Annotated in this window: 16 protein-coding genes; 3 read left to right on the forward strand and 13 right to left on the reverse strand. The window is 66.0% G+C overall.

All coding sequences use genetic code 11. From position 1 onward, the window contains the following. Positions 1-136 precede the first annotated feature (136 nt). The 3 genes from BKK79_RS04815 (at position 137) to BKK79_RS04825 (ending at position 2,951) form a co-directional block, all read left to right on the forward strand. The gene (locus BKK79_RS04815; RefSeq protein ID WP_071037249.1) at positions 137-1,315 is read left to right on the forward strand and encodes a thiolase family protein; all 1,179 of its coding nucleotides are present in this window, start codon (positions 137-139) and stop codon (positions 1,313-1,315) included. 76 nt (positions 1,316-1,391) lie between these two features. After that, positions 1,392-2,159, forward strand: coding sequence for an SDR family NAD(P)-dependent oxidoreductase (locus BKK79_RS04820; protein ID WP_071037250.1), 768 nt, complete (start codon positions 1,392-1,394; stop codon positions 2,157-2,159). A 27-nt stretch (positions 2,160-2,186) separates the two neighbouring features. After that, complete coding sequence (locus tag BKK79_RS04825; protein WP_071011913.1) at positions 2,187-2,951, forward strand: crotonase/enoyl-CoA hydratase family protein; 765 nt, start codon at positions 2,187-2,189, stop codon at positions 2,949-2,951. A 229-nt stretch (positions 2,952-3,180) separates the two neighbouring features. On the opposite strand, the gene BKK79_RS04830 is transcribed toward BKK79_RS04825, so the two are convergent. From BKK79_RS04830 to BKK79_RS04890, 13 genes are all read right to left on the reverse strand, one after another. Next, positions 3,181-3,825, reverse strand: coding sequence for an NUDIX domain-containing protein (locus BKK79_RS04830; RefSeq protein ID WP_084084493.1), 645 nt, complete (start codon positions 3,823-3,825; stop codon positions 3,181-3,183). 43 nt (positions 3,826-3,868) lie between these two features. After that, a complete protein-coding gene (locus BKK79_RS04835; protein ID WP_071011909.1) occupies positions 3,869-4,180 on the reverse strand; it encodes a DUF2818 family protein in 312 nt (103 codons plus the stop codon). Positions 4,181-4,202: 22 nt separating this feature from the next. Continuing rightward, positions 4,203-5,681 (reverse strand): NADH-quinone oxidoreductase subunit NuoN, encoded by a 1,479-nt coding sequence (gene nuoN, locus BKK79_RS04840; protein WP_071011907.1) that lies wholly within the window; start codon positions 5,679-5,681, stop codon positions 4,203-4,205. A gap of 18 nt (positions 5,682-5,699) precedes the next feature. Beyond that, entirely contained in the window at positions 5,700-7,166 is a 1,467-nt protein-coding gene (locus BKK79_RS04845) for an NADH-quinone oxidoreductase subunit M (protein ID WP_071011905.1), read from the reverse strand. A 13-nt stretch (positions 7,167-7,179) separates the two neighbouring features. Then, positions 7,180-9,270, reverse strand: a complete 2,091-nt coding sequence (gene nuoL, locus BKK79_RS04850; RefSeq protein WP_071011903.1) for an NADH-quinone oxidoreductase subunit L — start codon at positions 9,268-9,270, stop codon at positions 7,180-7,182. Positions 9,271-9,332: 62 nt separating this feature from the next. After that, a complete protein-coding gene (gene nuoK, locus BKK79_RS04855; protein WP_010809122.1) occupies positions 9,333-9,638 on the reverse strand; it encodes an NADH-quinone oxidoreductase subunit NuoK in 306 nt (101 codons plus the stop codon). A 17-nt stretch (positions 9,639-9,655) separates the two neighbouring features. Beyond that, on the reverse strand, positions 9,656-10,291 hold the full coding sequence (locus BKK79_RS04860; RefSeq protein ID WP_071011901.1) for an NADH-quinone oxidoreductase subunit J: 636 nt from the start codon (positions 10,289-10,291) through the stop codon (positions 9,656-9,658). Positions 10,292-10,469: 178 nt separating this feature from the next. Next, positions 10,470-10,961, reverse strand: a complete 492-nt coding sequence (gene nuoI, locus BKK79_RS04865; protein WP_071011900.1) for an NADH-quinone oxidoreductase subunit NuoI — start codon at positions 10,959-10,961, stop codon at positions 10,470-10,472. 71 nt (positions 10,962-11,032) lie between these two features. Beyond that, positions 11,033-12,097 carry an NADH-quinone oxidoreductase subunit NuoH gene (gene nuoH, locus BKK79_RS04870; protein ID WP_071011898.1) on the reverse strand — a complete coding sequence of 355 codons (1,065 nt, stop codon included), beginning with the start codon at positions 12,095-12,097 and terminating at the stop codon, positions 11,033-11,035. 21 nt (positions 12,098-12,118) lie between these two features. After that, positions 12,119-14,491 carry an NADH-quinone oxidoreductase subunit NuoG gene (gene nuoG / locus BKK79_RS04875; protein WP_071037251.1) on the reverse strand — a complete coding sequence of 791 codons (2,373 nt, stop codon included), beginning with the start codon at positions 14,489-14,491 and terminating at the stop codon, positions 12,119-12,121. Between the two features lie 12 nt (positions 14,492-14,503). Further along, a complete protein-coding gene (nuoF, locus tag BKK79_RS04880) occupies positions 14,504-15,799 on the reverse strand; it encodes an NADH-quinone oxidoreductase subunit NuoF (protein ID WP_071011895.1) in 1,296 nt (431 codons plus the stop codon). A 1-nt stretch (position 15,800) separates the two neighbouring features. Beyond that, positions 15,801-16,298 carry an NADH-quinone oxidoreductase subunit NuoE gene (gene nuoE, locus BKK79_RS04885; RefSeq protein ID WP_071016220.1) on the reverse strand — a complete coding sequence of 166 codons (498 nt, stop codon included), beginning with the start codon at positions 16,296-16,298 and terminating at the stop codon, positions 15,801-15,803. Between the two features lie 196 nt (positions 16,299-16,494). Beyond that, a complete protein-coding gene (locus tag BKK79_RS04890; protein WP_071011893.1) occupies positions 16,495-17,748 on the reverse strand; it encodes an NADH-quinone oxidoreductase subunit D in 1,254 nt (417 codons plus the stop codon). Position 17,749: the final 1 nt, after the last annotated feature.

A 17,749-nucleotide genomic window follows, 5' to 3' on the forward strand; every position in this document is an offset into this window, starting at 1 on the left:
GTCAACAAATATTTCCACGTTTACGCTAGACTTTTCGGACCATAAAGCATCACAACGAGACAAAAGACACTGGATTTCGAGTCTGCCGTCTCATCCAGCGATCCAGAAGCCATCCACCGCATCACAGGAGACCAGCATGCAGCAAGCCGTCATCGTCGACGCCATCCGCAGCCCCATGGGCCGTTCCAAACCGGGTTCGGCCTTCACCGAACTGCATGCCACCGAACTGCTGGCCCAGGTGCTGAAGGGACTGGTCGAGCGCAACCGCCTCGACCCCGGCCTGGTGGACGACGTCATCACCGGCTGCGTGACCCAGGCCGGCGAGCAGTCCGCGGGCCCCGGGCGCGTGGCCTGGCTGGCGGCGGGCTTTCCCGAGCACGTGCCCGCCACCACCATCGACCGCAAGTGCGGCTCCAGCCAGCAGGCCGTGCATTTTGCCGCACAGGGCATCATGGCCGGCGCCTACGACATCGTGATCGCCTGCGGCATCGAGTCGATGAGCCGCGTGCCGATGGGTTCGGCGCGCATCGGCCAGAACCCCTACGGTCCGTCGATGGAAGCCCGCTATGCGCCCGGCCTGGTGTCGCAAGGGGTTGCCGCCGAGCTGGTGGCCGCCCGCTACGAGCTGTCGCGCGCACAGATGGACGGCTATTCGGCACGTTCGCACGAGCTCGCCGCCGCCGCCCGCGAGCGCGGCGACTTCCGCCGCGAGATCCTGCCCATCGTCACGCCCAACGGCGTGGTCGAGCACGACGAGACCATCCGTGCGGGCACCTCGGTGGAAAAGCTGGGCACGCTGCAGGTCTCCTTCCGCAACGACGAGCTGAGCGCCCGTTTCCCGCAGGTCGGCTGGAACGTCACCGCCGGCAACGCCTCGCAGATCAGCGATGGCGCCGCGGCCATCCTGCTGATGAGCGAGGCCGCCGCGGCGCGCCTGGGCCTGAAGCCGCGCGCCCGCTTCGTCGCCTTCGACGTTTGCGGCGACGATCCGGTGGCCATGCTGACGGCGCCGATCCCCGCCAGCCAGCGCGCGCTGAAGAAGAGCGGCCTGCGCCTGGACCAGATCGACCACTACGAGATCAACGAGGCCTTCGCCTGCGTGCCGCTGGCCTGGCAGAAGGCACTGGGCGCCGACGCGGCGCGCCTGAATCCGCGCGGCGGCGCGATTGCCCTGGGCCACCCGCTGGGCGCCTCCGGCGCGCGCCTGATGACCACCATGCTGCATGCGCTGGAAGACAGCGGCGGCCGCTATGGCCTGCAGTCGATGTGCGAGGCCGGCGGCATGGCCAATGCGACCATCATCGAGCGCCTGTGAAGCGCCACCGCCCCGCCATCGAATCCCGCCCCGAATCCCGACCCGAATCCCAAGACAGACCAACAGGAGACCCGAAATGAAGCTTGATTCGCAAATGTCCGCCGTCGTCACCGGCGGCGCCTCCGGCCTGGGCCTGGCCAGCGCCCGCCGCCTGCTCGAACGCGGCGTCGCCGTGGTCATCTGCGACCTGTCGGCCGAGCGCGGCGCGGCGGCACTCGACGCGCTGCAGGGCAAGGTGACCTTCATCCAGGCCGACGTGTGCGACACCGAGCAGATGAACCGCGTCTTCGACGCCGCCGAGGCGCTCGCGCCGCTGCGCTGCCTGGTGCATTGCGCCGGCCTGGGCGGCCCGGTGCGCCTGGTCGAGAAGGACGGCTCTCCCGGCTCCTTGGAAAAGTACGAGTCGATCGTGCGCATCAACCTGGTCGGCACCTTCAACACGCTGCGCCTCGCCGCGGCCCGCATGGCGAAGAACGAGCCGGTCGACGGCGAGCGCGGCGCCTGCGTGCTGACCGCCTCGGTAGCCGCCTACGAAGGCCAGATCGGGCAGATCCCGTACGCCTCGGCCAAGGCCGGCATCGTCGGCATGACGCTGGTGGCTGCGCGCGACCTGGCCCAGCGCCTGATCCGCGTCTGCACCATCGCCCCCGGCCTGTTCGACACCCCGCTGCTGGCCAAGCTGCCGGAGAACGTGCGTAGCTCGCTGGGCGCCATGGTGCCCCACCCGGCGCGCCTGGGCGCCCCCGACGAGTACGCCTCGACCGCGCTGCACATCCTCGAGAACCCCATGCTCAACGGCGAGACCATCCGCCTGGACGGCGCCATCCGCATGCAGCCGCGCTGACGCGCGGCCGAGTCGAGGAGACCGCAAATGAGCGATACGCTGCAGCTCGAGACACGCGGCAATGTGCTGCTGATCACCCTCAACCGCCCCGAAGCCCGCAATGCGATGGACTTCGAGACCGCCACCGCCCTGGCCGCGGCGATCGACCGGCTCGAGGCCGATGACACGCTGGCCCTGGCGGTGCTGACCGGTGCCGGCGGCACCTTCTGCTCCGGCATGGACCTGAAGGGCTTCCTCGCCGGCAAGCGTCCCAGCCTGCCCGGGCGCGGCTTCGGCGGCCTGACCGAGGCACCGCCGCGCAAGGTGCTGATCGCCGCGGTGGAAGGCTATGCACTGGCCGGCGGCTTCGAGCTGGCGCTCGCCTGCGACCTGATCGTGGCCTCGCGTGCAGCGAAATTCGGCCTGCCGGAAGTCAAGCGCGGGCTGGTCGCCGCCGCCGGCGGACTGATGCGCCTGCCGCGCCGCGTACCCTACCACGTGGCAATGGAGTACGCGTTGACCGGTGACATGATGAGCGCCGAGGCGGCCCACGCCTATGGCCTGGTCAACCGCCTGGCCGAACCGGGCCAGGCGCTCGACGGCGCGCTGGCGCTGGCCGCCGCGGTCGGCGCCAACGGGCCGCTGGCGGTTGCCACCAGCAAGCGCATCGTCGCCGAGTCGGCCGACTGGTCCAACGAGGAGATGTTCGAGCGCCAGCGCCCGCTGGTGGCTCCGGTGCTTGCCTCGTCCGACGCGCGCGAGGGCGCGGCGGCCTTTGCCGAGAAGCGCAAGCCAGTCTGGACGGGTAAGTAGGCGGCAAGGCAGCAGGGCGAAGGCAAGCGCGTCGACCAGCGGGCTCTGCCGCGACGGGCCGGCGCCTGCCCTCTCCCCCGGCCCCTCTCCGCAAGCGGGAGCGGGGAGCGAACCCGTGCAGTGCGAACTCCGTCGCGCGGGACGAAGCCTACGAGATGCACCAACACCAGTGCCTGCGCCCGGCGAACGGGTGCAGCCCGGCCGGCGCAAACCTGCGCCGGCCGCTGCCTCAGCGCGGCGCCGGGAGTTCGCCTGGCGCCCAGGCGCCCGACAGCACCTTCTCCAGCCAGAACGCACCGATGATGGTCTTGACGTCGCTGACGCGGCCCTGGCGCACCCAGTCGATCAACTGGCCGGCGGGCATGATGAAGGTCTCGAGGAATTCGCCTTCGTCGAGCTGCGCCTCGCCGGCCTGCAGGCCGCGCGCGAGGAAGATGTCGATGAACTCGGTCGAGTAGGAAATGACGGGGTGGATGCGCGTCAGGTAGTCCCAGCGCTCCGCGCGGTAGCCGGTCTCTTCCAGCAGTTCGCGCTGGCCGCAGCGCAAGGCGCCCTCCTCGGGGTCCAGCTTGCCGGCCGGGAACTCCACCATGACCTTGCCGATGGGATAGCGGAACTGCCGCTCCATCAGCACGCGGCCGTCGTCGAACAGCGGAATCATCATCACCGCGCCGGGGTGCAGCACGTACTCGCGCCCCGCGTGCTTGCCGTCGGGCAGCGCGACGATATCCTGCTTCAGCGTGAGGAACTTGCCCTGGTGCAGGGTCGCCGAGGCGACGCACGTCTCCGTCAACCCGGCATCGCGGGCGCCGTCGGAGGCGTCGGGGGCGTGGGGGGCAGCGGCCGCGCGGGCCAGTTCGATCTTGTCGCTCATGAACACTCCGGGAATGGGCGCGGCCCGTTCCCGGAGGGGAGCTTCAGGCCGCGGCGCGGTGCTTGACGAGATATTGCCAGGTGAAGCCCGGGAAGGCGAACACCAGCATCATGCAGGCGGTGATGGCGTAGAACTGCCACCCTTGCGGGAAAGCATTGCCAAGGCTCGCCTCGACAGCGAAGCCGGCGGCGCCGGCCACGCCGTACCAGACGAGCAGTTCGCCCAGGCGCAGCCACAGCGGCTTGAGCGGCCGGCGCAGCGGCACCAGGCCGAACAGCCGCTGGTTGACGAACGGCAGGTTGGCACAGATCAGTGCCAGCACGATGACAAACCAGCCGCCTGCCGAAGTGCTCATCGCCGCCGCTCCGCCGCTGCGATCAGGACGCCAGGGTGGCGCGGATCGCCGTGTAGCACAGGTTCATCAGCGCGGCCGGGAAGATGCCGAGCAGGATGATCGCCAGGCCGTTCAGGCTCAGCAGCGAACGCAGGCCGAAGGTGGCTTCCATCTTCTCTTCGCCCACCGGCGCGTCGAAGTACATCAGCTTGACCACGCGCAGATAGTAGAAGGCGCCGATCAGCGAGAACAGCACCGCCACCACGGCCAGCCAGGTCTGGCCGGTCGAGACCACGGCCTGCAGCACCGACAGCTTGGCGTAGAAGCCCACGGTCGGCGGGATGCCGGCCAGCGAGAACATCATCACCAGCATCAGGAAGGCGAACCACGGGTTGCGGCGCGACATGCCCTTCAGGTCTTCCAGCGTCTCGGCTTCGAAACCCTTGCTGGTGCGCAGCAGGATCAGGCCGAAGGTGCCCAGCGTGGTCAGCAGGTAGGTCACCGAGTAGAACATCGACGCGCTGTAGGCGCCGGCAGCGCCGTCAGCCTTGCCACCGGCGACGCCGGACAGCATGCCCAGCAGCACGAAGCCCATGTGCGAGATGGTGGAATACGCCAGCATCCGCTTCAGGTTGGTCTGCACGATGGCCGTCAGGTTGCCGATCGCCAGCGAGGCCACCGACATCACCACCAGCATCATCTGCCAGTCCACCGCCAGCGGCAGCAGGCCTTCGACCAGGACGCGCAGCATCAGCGCGAATGCCGCCACCTTCGGACCGCCGGCGATCAGCAGCGTGACCGCGGTCGGCGAACCCTGGTAGATGTCGGGGATCCACATGTGGAACGGTGCGGCGCCGAGCTTGAACGACAGGCCGGCCACCAGGAAGACCACGCCGAAGGCCAGCATGGTGTTGTTGACGCGGCCGGACTCGACCACGCGGAACACCTCGCCCAGGTTCAGCGAACCGGTCGCGCCGTACATCATCGACATGCCGTACAGCAGGAAGCCCGAAGCCAGCGCGCCCAGCACGAAGTACTTCATCGCCGATTCGGAGGTCACGCGCGAATCGCGGCGCAGGGCCACCAGGGCGTACGACGACAGCGACAGCAGTTCCAGGCCCAGGTACAGGGTCAGGAAGTTGTTGCCGGTGATCATCACGATCTGGCCGCCCAGCGTGAACAGCGACAGCATGTAGAACTCGCCGGCGAACATGTCGCGCTCGGCGAGGTAGTTGCGGGTGTAGACCAGCGTGGCGAACATGCCCAGGCTGCAGAAGGCCGACAGCACGTTGGCCATCGGGTCGACCACCACCAGGTTGGCGAAGACGTAGTGCGTCTCGCCACCGGCTGCGTCCAGGCCGAACCAGAACGTCAGCACCAGCGTCGCCAGCAGCGACAGCGGATAGGCGACGCTCTGCTTGCCCTTGCCGCGCGCCAGGTCGATCCAGTTGATCGCCGCGATGGCCACGGCCAGGAAGATGATTGGCGCCACAGGTGCCAGACTAGAAGAGGACGGTTGCATATTCTCTCTCTCCCCCGCTTACAGCTTGGACTGTGCCACGTGGGACAGCAGGTTCACCACGGACGCGTGCATCACGTCGGTAAAGGGTTTCGGGTACAGGCCCATATACAGGGTCATCAGGGCCAGCACACCGAGCATGAAGAACTCGCGCTTGTTCAGGTCGACCAGTTCACGCACGTGCTGGTGCACCATGTCGCCGAACACCACGCGCTTGACCATCCACAGCGAGTAGGCCGCGCCGAGGATCAGGGCGGTCGCCGCCAGCAGGCCGATCCAGAAGTTGTACTTGACCGAACCCAGGATCACCATGAACTCGCCGACGAAGCCGGAAGTCGCGGGCAGGCCGCAGTTGGCCATGGCGAAGAACACGGCGAGCGCGGCGTACTTCGGCATGGTGTTGACCACGCCGCCGTAGTCGGCGATCTGGCGCGAGTGCACGCGGTCGTACAGCACGCCGATACACAGGAACATCGCGCCCGAGATGAAGCCGTGCGAGATCATCTGCACGATGCCGCCTTCGACACCGATCTCGCTGAAGATGAAGAAGCCCAGCGTGACGAAGCCCATGTGCGCGATCGACGAGTAGGCGACCAGCTTTTTCATGTCGGCCTGCACCAGCGCCACCAGGCCGATGTAGATCACCGCGATCAGCGAGATGGTGATGATGAACGGGGCCAGCGTATGGCTGGCGTCCGGCGCGATCGGCAGCGAGAACCGCAGGAAGCCGTAGGCACCCAGCTTCAGCATGATGGCAGCCAGCACCACCGAACCGCCGGTCGGCGCTTCCACGTGGGCGTCGGGCAGCCAGGTGTGCACCGGCCACATCGGCACCTTGACCGCGAAGGCCATGAAGAAGGCGACGAACAGCGCGATCTGCTCGTTCATCGACAGCTTGGCGTCATGCCATTGCAGGATCTCGAAGGTACCCGTCTTGTTGTACAGGTAGATCAGCGCGACCAGCGTCAGCAGCGAGCCCAGCAGCGTGTACAGGAAGAACTTGAAGGCTGCGTAGACACGGTTCGGACCGCCCCAGACACCGATGATGATGTACATCGGGATCAGCGTGGCCTCGAAGAACACGTAGAACAGCAGGCCGTCCAGCGCCGCGAACACGCCGACCATCAGGCCGGACAGGATCAGGAACGCGGCCATGTACTCGGCCACGCGCTCGGTGATCACCTCCCAGGCCGAGATCACCACGATCACGGTGATGAAGGCGGTCAGCACCACGAACCACATCGAGATGCCGTCGACACCCAGGTGGTACTGGATGTTGAAGCGTTCGATCCAGGTCGACTTCTCCACGAACTGCATGGCCGCCGTGGAGCGGTCGAAGTGGAACATCAGCGGCAGGGTGGCGACGAAGCTCACCAGCGAGCCGAACAGCGACATCCAGCGCACGAAGCACTTGCTGCGGTCCGAACCGAAGGCGAGCACCAGCAAGCCGAAGAAGATAGGCAGCCAGATTGCGAATGACAGAACCATTTCGTTGTTTTCCTTACTTGGTGCCTATCACGCCGGTGATGGTCAGAGTCAGCAGCACCAGCATGCCCACGATCATCGCGAACGCGTAGTGGTAGATGTAGCCGGACTGCAGGTAGCGGCTGGCGGCGGCGAACGAAGCCACCACACGTGCCGAACCGTTGACCACCAGGCCGTCGATCAGGCCCTGGTCGCCGCCCTTCCACAGACCGCCGCCGATCAGGCGCGCACCCTTGGCGAACACTGCCTGGTTGATGTCATCCAGGTAGTACTTGTTCTCGAGCAGCTTGTACACGCCGGAGAAGCGTTGCTTGATCGCCTCCGGGATGTCGGGGCGCTTCATGTAGAAGAACCACGACAGGACCACGCCGGCGATGGCCAGCCACAGCACGGGGGTGGTCAGCGAATGCAGTGCCATCGGCACCCAGCCGTGGAAGGCCTCGGCCAGCTCGGCCATCGCATGGTGGTTCTCGCCGACGTAGATCACATCCTTGAAGGCCACGCCGTGCTTGAAGAAGTCGCCGAACAGCATCGGCTCGATGGCGATGGCACCGATGATCACCGACGGGATGGCCAGCAGCACCAGCGGCAAGGTCACCACCCACGGCGACTCGTGCGGCTTCTCGCCGGGGGCCAGGCCATGGTGGTGATCCGCCGAGACCTCCTCGTCCTCATGGTCGCCATGATGGTTGTGGTGGTCGTGGTTGGCCTTGCCGAAGCGTTCCTCGCCATGGAAGACCAGGAAGTACATGCGGAAGGAGTAGAACGCCGTGACGAACACGCCGGCCAGCACCGCCACGTAGGCGAAGCCGGAGCCCGCGATGTGCGATTCCGCCACCGCCTCGATGATCGAGTCCTTGGAGTAGAAGCCCGCGAAGAACGGCGTGCCGATCAGCGCCAGCGAACCGACCAGCGAAGTCAGCCAGGTGATGGGCATGTACTTGCGCAGGCCGCCCATATTGCGCATGTCCTGGTCGTGGTGCATGCCGATGATGACCGAGCCGGCGCCGAGGAACAGCAGTGCCTTGAAGAAGGCGTGGGTCATCAGGTGGAACACGGCCACCGAGTAGGCCGAAGCGCCCAGTGCGACGGTCATGTAGCCCAGCTGCGACAGCGTCGAGTAGGCCACCACGCGCTTGATATCGTTCTGGACGACGCCGAGGAAGCCCATGAACAGCGCGGTGATGGCACCGATCACCAGGACAAAGGACAGCGCGGTGTCGGACAGCTCGAACAGCGGCGACATGCGGCTGACCATGAAGATGCCGGCCGTCACCATGGTGGCGGCGTGGATCAGCGCGGAGATCGGGGTCGGGCCTTCCATCGAGTCAGGCAGCCAGACGTGCAGCGGAAACTGCGCCGACTTGCCCATCGCGCCGATGAACAGGCAGATGCAGGCCACGGTGATCATCAGCCAGTCGGTACCCGGGAAGATCACGGTGGCGAGCTGGTCGCGCTGCGCGAACACGTCGGTGTAGTTCAGGCTGCCGCTGTAGGCCAGCAGCAGGCCGATGCCCAGGATGAAGCCGAAGTCGCCGACGCGGTTGACCAGGAAGGCCTTCATGTTGGCGAAGATGGCGGTCGGGCGGGTGAACCAGAAGCCGATCAGCAGGTAGGACACCAGGCCCACCGCTTCCCAGCCGAAGAACAGCTGCAGGAAGTTGTTGCTCATCACCAGCATCAGCATCGAGAAGGTGAAGAGCGAGATGTAGGCGAAGAAGCGGTTGTAGCCGGGGTCGCCCTGCATGTAGCCGATCGTGTAGATGTGCACCATCAGCGAGACGAAGGTGACCACCACCATCATCATCGCGGTCAGCGAGTCGACCAGGAAGCCCACCTCCATCTTCAGGCCGCCGATGCTCATCCATTCGTAGATGGTGCCGTTGAAGCTGGCACCGTCCAGCACGTCGCGCAGCACGAGCACCGACAGCACGAAGGCGATGGCCACACCGAGGATGGTCACCGTGTGGGCCATCACCCGGCCGGCGCGGGAATCCGAGGTCGTGCAGCCGAAGAACTTGGTGCCGAACAGGCCGGCTATCGCGGCGCCGGCTAGCGGCGCCAGCGGAATCGCCAGCAGCAGGTTGGGGTTGAGCGTGGTTGCCATAGGACGCTTATTGGTGTGCGGTCGGTGAGCGATCTGGGGTCTTTACGTGAGCAGTCATGAGGTCAGCCCTTGAGCGTATCCATGTCGTCCACGTTGATCGTGTCCAGGTTGCGGAACAGCACCACCAGGATCGCGAGACCGATTGCCGACTCGGCGGCGGCCACCGTGAGGATGAAGAAAACGAAAACCTGTCCGGCCAGGTCCCCCAGGTAGTGGGAGAAGGCGACGAAATTGATGTTGACCGCGAGCAGCATCAGCTCGATCGCCATCAGCAGCACGATCACGTTCTTGCGGTTCAGGAAGATACCAACGATGCTGATGGCGAACAGGATCGCACCGAGCACGAGGAAATGGGCGAGAGAGAGCACAGCGTTTCTCCGTGGCTTCAGTTCTTGTTGTTGGCCGCATCGGCGGCTTGCGCAACCTGCGCCGGCATCGAGACCAGGCGCACGCGATCGTCGCGGCGGGTACGCAGCTGCTCGGAGATGTCTTGCGACTTGGTGTCCTTGCGGCGGCGCATCGTCAGGGCCACGGCGGCAATGATGGCGACCAGCAGGATGATCCCGGCCACTTCGAAGGCGAAGATGTAGTCGGTGTAGATCAGCTTGCCCAGCGCGGCGGTGTTCGAGTAGCCGGGCGCCTGCGCGGCAGCGTTGACCACCGGGCTGGTGGTGCCGATGAAGTTGCGCACCAGCACGATGGCCATCTCGGCGATGATCAGCGCGCCGACGATCGAGGCCATCGGCACGTAGGTCCAGAAGTCCCGCCGCAGGTGCTCGATGTCGATGTCGATCATCATCACCACGAACAGGAACAGCACCATCACGGCGCCGACGTACACCAGCACCAGCAGGATGGCGAGAAATTCCGCCTTGAGCAGCATCCAGATCGCCGCGGCCGTGAAGAACGACAGCACGAGGAACAGTGCGGAGTGCACCGGGTTCTTCGCAGTGATGACTTTCAGTGCGGAGAGCACCAGCACCAGCGCAAAGACGTAGAAGATGGTGGTCGTGAGTTCCATGGTCCCTATCGGATCCTCTTGGGGCCGCACGGCACGCACACCCCCGGGTGGCCCGCGCTTGCGGCTTCCTAGCCTTGGCCCCTCGCAGGGCACGATTCAATTTCGGTTGGCTGCGGCGGCCGGACTGGCCGCCCGCCTTGCCGGACCTGCCGCCACACGGCAGCGGGCCCGGACTCGATCAGCGGTACTTGGCGTCCGCCGCCTTGGCCGCGGCGATCTGCGGTTCGTAGCGGTCGCCCACTGCCAGCAGCATGTCCTTGGTGAAGTACAGGTCGCCCCGCTTCTCGCCGTGGTACTCGAGGATCTGCGTTTCGACGATGGCGTCCACCGGGCAGGCTTCCTCGCAGAAGCCGCAGAAGATGCACTTGGTAAGGTCGATGTCGTAGCGCGTGGTGCGGCGCGTGCCGTCGGCGCGCACGTCCGACTCGATGGTGATGGCCATCGCCGGGCACACGGCCTCGCACAGCTTGCAGGCGATGCAGCGCTCTTCCCCGTTGGGGTAGCGGCGCAGAGCGTGCAGGCCGCGGAAACGCGGCGAGATCGGGGTTTTCTCTTCCGGGAACTGGACAGTGACCTTGCGGGCGAAGAGATAACGCCCGGTCAGAGCCATGCCCTTGAAGAGTTCCTTCAGGAGCAGGCTGTTGAAGAAGTCCTTGATGGCGAGCAGCATGACGATTGCTTCCTAGTGATTCCGCGCGGCGCGCGCTGCGGCGCGCGCCGTCCGTTGGCCCTTCCGGCCGTTCAGTGCCAGATGTTCCACGGCGACTTGATCCAGATCGCCACGATGATCAGCCAGCCGACGGTCAGCGGAATGAACACCTTCCAGCCCAGGCGCATGATCTGGTCATAGCGGTAGCGCGGGAACGAGGCGCGGATCCAGATGAACACCGACAGCAGCAGGAAAACCTTGATCAGCAGCCAGAAGAAACCAGGGATCGCGTTCAGCCCCGGCACATCGAACGGCGAAGCCCAGCCGCCCAGGAACATCAGCGCGGTCATCGTCGAGATGATGATCATGTTGATGTACTCGGCCAGGAAGAACAGCGCGAACGCCATGCCGGAGTACTCGATCATGTGGCCGGCCACGATTTCCGATTCGCCTTCCACCACGTCGAACGGGTGGCGGTTGGTTTCGGCCACGCCCGAGATGAAGTAGACACCGAACATCGGCAGCAGCGGCAGCCAGTTCCACGACAGCACGTTCAGGCCCATGCCGGCGAAGTAGCCGGTGTTCTGGCTGTTGACGATGGCCGACAGGTTCAGGCTGCCGGAGACCATCAGCACGGTCACCAGGGCGAAGCCCATGGCGATTTCGTACGAGATCATCTGCGCGGCGGCGCGCATGGCGCCGATGAAGGCGTACTTCGAGTTCGAGGCCCAGCCGGCCAGGATCACGCCGTACACGCCCACCGAGCTGATGGCCATCACGTACAGCAGGCCGGCATTGACGTTGGCCATCACCAGCTCGGCCTGGAACGGGATCACCGCCCACACCGCCACCGCCGGCATCAGCACCATCAGCGGCGCGATGAAGTAGATGCCGCGGCTGACCTGGGTCGGCGTCATCACTTCCTTGAGCAACAGCTTCAGCACGTCGGCGATCGGCTGCAGCAGGCCCAGCGGGCCGACGCGGTTCGGGCCCAGACGCACGTGCATCCAGCCGATCAGCTTGCGCTCCCACAGGATCAGGTAGGCCACGCACAGCAGCAGCGGCAGCACGATGAGCACGGCGCGGACCAGGATCCAGATCGGCGTCCAGGCGACGCCGAACAGGTTGTGCCCTTGCGAGGTAATCCAGTCGATCATGTTTCTTTCTCGCTATTCTTCTTAAGCCGTGACCGCCGGAGCCGCCTTGGCGGCACCGAGTTCGACGGCCTTCTCGACCTTGACCTGGCCGTACATCGCGCCCAGCGCGGCAGCAGCGCTGGTGGCGGCGGGCACGCGCACCGTGTTGGCGGGCAGCGTGGCTTCGAGCACGCCCGGCAGCACGACGCTGGCATCGCCCTGCGTCACGCGCACCGGATCGCCGGACTGGATGCCCAGGCTCTCGAACAGCGCGGTCGGCAGGCCGACCTGCATGGCGCGGCGCGCGGCAGCGGTCAGCTGCAGCGAGTCGGCACGGCGCACGATCGGGTCGGCGTGATAGATGGGCACGTCGGCGATGCGCTCGACGCCGGCGCCGGCGCCGGCGGCGCTGACGCGGATGGCCGCCTGGGTGGCGTTGTTCAGCTGCGGCGCGACCGGCTTGGCCAGGACTTCGTCACGCACCGACTCGGCGTTGTCGTAGTCGAAACCAGGCACTTCCAGCATGTTGCCGAGCACGCGCAGCACTTTCCACGCCGGGCGCGACTCGCCCAGCGCGCGCACCACGCCGTTGAAGCTCTGCGGCAGGCCTTCGCAGTTGACGAAGGTGCCGGCGGTCTCGGTGAACGGCGCGACCGGCAGGATCACGTCGGCGTATTGCAGCGCCGCTTCCGAGCGGAACGGCGACAGCACCACCACGGTGCCGGCCTGCGACAGCGTGGCCAGCGCGCGGCGCGGATCCGCGGAGTCGAACTCCGGCTCGGTGTTCAGCAGCACGTAGGCCTTGCGCGGGGTTTCCAGCAGGGCCTGGGCGTTGGCGCCGCCCTGCTGCGGCAGCGCGCCGGCCAGGTAGCCGCCGACGGTGTTGGCGGCTTCGGTCAGGAAGCCCAGCGTGGCGCCGGTCTCGGTGGCGATCCACTGTGCCAGCGCATGCAGCGCGGAGAACTGCGGGTGGCGCACGGCCTCGTTGCCGAGGAAGACTGCGCGGCGCTCGCCCGACAGCAGCGCTTCGGCCACGGTCTTGGCCTGCGCGTCGCCGTCGAAGCCTTCGGTGCCGGCCGGAGCGGCCACGCCCTTGGCGGCGGCCACGGCACGGGCGATGCCCGCCAGCGCGGCGGTCCAGCCCGACGGGGCCACATCGATGCGCGCGGCCAGCGGCATCAGCAGGTCCTCACCGCCGGCGCCCAGCACGGCGACGCGGGCGCCCTTCTTGCCGGCCTGGCGCAGACGCGCGGCCAGCAGCGGATGATCCTTGCGCAGCGAGGAGCCGATCACCAGCACGCGCTGCAGCGTGCTCACCTCGGCCACCGGCATGCCCAGCCACGGTGCACCCTGCAGGCCGGCCGAGAAGTCGGCCTGGCGCAGGCGGAAATCGATGTTGTCACTGCCGAGGCCGCGCACCAGCTTGGCCAGCAGGTGCAGCTCTTCCAGCGTGCTGTGCGGGCTGGCCAGCGCGGCGATCTGGTCGGCGCCATGCTCGCGCTTGATGCCGGCCAGGCCGTTGGCCACATATTCCAGCGCGGTCTGCCAGTCGGTCTCGATCCACTGGCCGCCCTGCTTGAGCAGCGGCTTGGTCAGGCGGTCGGCGCTGTTCACGCCTTCGTACGAGAAGCGGTCCTTGTCGGACAGCCAGCACTCGTTGACCTCTTCGTTTTCCAGCGGCACCACGCGCATCACGCGCTGGTTCTTGGTCTGGACCACGAGGTTGGCGCCCAGGCCGTCGTGCGGCGACACCGACTTGCGGCGTGCCAGTTCCCAGGTACGGGCCGAGTAGCGGAACGGCTTGCTGGTCAGCGCGCCGACCGGGCACAGGTCGATCATGTTGCCGGACAGTTCCGAATCCACGGTCTGGCCGACGAAGGTGGTGATCTCCGAATGCTCGCCGCGGTTCAGCATGCCCAGCTCCATCACACCGGCCACTTCCTGGCCGAAGCGCACGCAGCGGGTGCAGTGGATGCAGCGCGTCATCTCTTCCATGGAGATCAGCGGGCCCACGTTCTTGTGGAACACCACGCGCTTCTCTTCCTTGTAGCGCGATTCGCTGCCGCCGTAGCCCACGGCCAGGTCCTGCAGCTGGCACTCACCGCCCTGGTCGCAGATCGGGCAATCCAGCGGGTGGTTGATCAGCAGGAATTCCATCACGGACTTCTGCGCCTTGACTGCCTTCTCCGAATTGGTGAAGACCTTCATGCCCGGCGTGACCGGGGTCGCGCAGGCCGGCAGCGCCTTCGGGGCCCTTTCGACCTCGACCAGGCACATGCGGCAGTTCGCCGCGATGGACAGTTTGCGGTGGTAGCAGAAGTGCGGGATGTAGGTGCCCAGCTGGCGGGCCGCTTCCATCACCAGGCTGCCTTCAGCAACCTCAACCTTCTTGCCGTCGATCTCGAGTTCAACCATGTTCTGCCACGCTTAGATGTAGGCCGGAACCATGCACTGCTTGTGTTCGACGTGATATTCGAACTCTTTCCAGTAGTGCTTGAGCATGCCGCGGACGGGCATTGCTGCCGCATCGCCGAGCGCGCAGATGGTGCGGCCCATGATGTTTTCCGCGACGTTGTTGAGCACGTCCAGGTCTTCCTGGCGGCCTTCTCCGTGTTCGATACGCTTGACCATGCGATAGAGCCAGCCGGTGCCTTCACGGCACGGCGTGCACTGGCCGCACGATTCTTCAAAATAGAAATAGGACAGGCGCAGCAGCGAGCGGACCATGCAGCGCGTCTCGTCCATCACGATCACCGCGCCCGAGCCCAGCATCGAGCCGGCCTTGGCGATCGAGTCGTAGTCCATGTCGGACGCCATCATCATGTCGCCCGGCACCACCGGGGCGGACGAGCCGCCCGGGATCACCGCCTTGATCTTCTTGCCGCCGCGCATGCCACCGGCCAGTTCCAGCAGGGTCGCGAACGGCGTGCCCAGCGGGATCTCGTAGTTGCCGGGGCGCTCGATGTCGCCGGAGATCGAGAAGATCTTGGTGCCGCCGTTGTTCGGCTTGCCCATCTTCATGTAGTTCTCCGGCCCGACGGCCAGCAGGAAGGGCACCGCGGCGAAGGTCTCGGTGTTGTTGATGGTGGTCGGCTTGCCGTACAGGCCGAAGCTGGCCGGGAACGGCGGCTTGAAGCGCGGCTGGCCCTTCTTGCCTTCCAGCGACTCCAGCAGCGCGGTTTCCTCGCCGCAGATGTAGGCGCCGTAGCCATGGTGCGCATGCAGCTGGAAGTTGAAGCCCGAGCCCAGGATGTTGTCGCCCAGGAAGCCGGCCGCGCGCGCCTCTTCGAGCGCCTGCTCGAAGATCTTGTATTCGTTCCAGATCTCGCCGTGGATGTAGTTGTAACCCACGGTGATGCCCATCGCGTACGCTCCGATGGCCATGCCCTCGATCAGCGCGTGCGGGTTGTAGCGGATGATGTCGCGGTCCTTGAACGTGCCCGGCTCGCCTTCATCGGTGTTGCAGACGAGGTATTTCTGCCCCGGGAACGTACGCGGCATGAAGCTCCACTTCAGGCCGGTGGGGAAGCCCGCGCCGCCGCGACCGCGCAGCCCGGAGGCCTTGACGTCGGCGATGACCTGCTCGGGGGGAATCTTCTCGGTGAGGATGCGCTTGAGCTGCTGGTAGCCGCCGCGCTTGACGTAGTCCTCGAGGTGCCAGTTCTGGCCATCGAGGCCGGCCAGGATCAGCGGCTTGATGTGGCGGTCGTGCAGAGAGGTCATCTTACTTGTTCCCCTTCGCGGCCTCGGCCTTCAGTTCGTCGACCAGCGCGTCGAGCTTCTCGTTGCTCATGAAGCTGCACATGCGCGTGTTGTTGACGATCATCACCGGCGCGTCGCCGCAGGCGCCCATGCACTCACCCTCTTTCAGGGTGAAGCAGCCGTCCGGGGTGGTTTCGTTGTAGTCGATGCCGAGCTTGTGCTTCAGGTGCTCGCCGGCGCGTTCGCCGCCCGACAGGGCACACGGCAGGTTGGTGCAGACGGTCAGCTTGTACTTGCCCACCGGCTTGGTGTCGTACATGTTGTAGAAGGTCGCCACCTCCTCGACCCACACCGGCGGCATGTCGAGGTACTGGGCGACGAACTGCATGACTTCGGGGGAAACCCAGCCCACCTCGCCCTGCGCCACGGCCAGTGCCGCCATCACCGCCGACTGCTTCTGGTCGGCCGGATACTTGGCGATCGCGCGATCGATTTCCTTGAGAGCTTCTGCTGATAGCATGGTCATTGCAGTAATACGCCGGAGCGCCCTTGGCCGGGTGCCCCGCAGATTCGCAGCCGTCGCTGCCGTCCTTGCCCGTTCGCCGCCGGCGCGCGCTCGGCGCTTGCCGGTGCGCCGCGGGTTTCACCCGGCCGCGCCCGTCGCGGGCGCGGCGCGGGTGCGCCCGGATCGTCGTCCGGGAGCCCGCGGCCTGTCTTCAGCGGTCGATCTCGCCGAAAACGATGTCCTGGGTACCGATGATCGTCACTGCATCGGCGATCATGTGGCCCTTGGCCATTTCGTCGAGCGCCGCCAGGTGCGCGAAGCCAGGCGCCCGGATCTTCAGGCGGTAAGGCTTGTTGGCGCCGTCGGAGATCGCATAGATGCCGAACTCGCCCTTCGGGTGCTCCACCGCCGCGTAGGCTTCGCCTTCGGGCACGTGGATACCTTCGGTGAAGAGCTTGAAGTGGTGGATCAGCTCTTCCATATTGGTCTTCATGTCCACCCGCGACGGCGGCGCCACCTTGTGGTTGTCCGTGATGACCGGACCCGGGTTGCGACGCAGCCACTCGATGCACTGCTTGATGATGCGGTTGGACTGGCGCATCTCTTCCACGCGCACCAGGTAGCGCGCGTAGCAGTCGCCGCCCACACCCACCGGCACGTCGAAGTCGACCTTGTCGTAGACCTCGTAGGGCTGCTTCTTGCGCAGGTCCCACTCGATGCCCGAACCACGCAGCATCGGACCGGTGAAGCCCATCTGCAGCGCGCGCTCCGGGCTGACCACGCCGATGCCGACCAGGCGCTGCTTCCAGATCCGGTTGTCGGTCAGCAGCGTCTCGTATTCGTCGACGTACTTCGGGAAGCGGTTGGTGAAGTCTTCGATGAAGTCCAGCAGCGAACCCGAGCGGGCTTCGTTCATCACCTTGAGGGCGCGCTCATTGTGGACTTTCGACGCCTTGTATTGCGGCATCGTGTCAGGCAGGTCGCGGTAGACGCCGCCCGGACGGTAGTAGGCCGCGTGCATGCGCGCGCCCGACACCGTCTCGTACATGTCGAACAGGTCTTCGCGCTCGCGGAAAGCGTACAGGAACACCGCCATCGCGCCCACGTCCAGCGCATGCGCACCGATCCACATCAGGTGGTTCAGCAGGCGGGTGATCTCGTCGAACATCACGCGGATGTACTGCGCGCGCACCGGTACTTCGATGCCCATCATGCGTTCGATGGCCATCACGTAGGCGTGCTCGTTGACCATCATCGACACGTAGTCGAGACGGTCCATGTAGGGCACGCTCTGGATCCAGGTCTTCTGCTCGGCCAGCTTCTCGGTGGCACGGTGCAGCAGGCCGATGTGGGGGTCGGCGCGCTGGATGACTTCGCCGTCCAGTTCCAGCACCAGGCGCAGCACGCCGTGGGCCGCCGGGTGCTGCGGGCCGAAGTTCAGGGTGTAGTTCTTGATGTCTGCCATT

Origin of the sequence: Cupriavidus sp. USMAA2-4 (genome assembly GCF_001854305.1) — a bacterium.
In the GTDB taxonomy this organism is placed as follows: Bacteria; Pseudomonadota; Gammaproteobacteria; order Burkholderiales; family Burkholderiaceae; genus Cupriavidus; species Cupriavidus malaysiensis.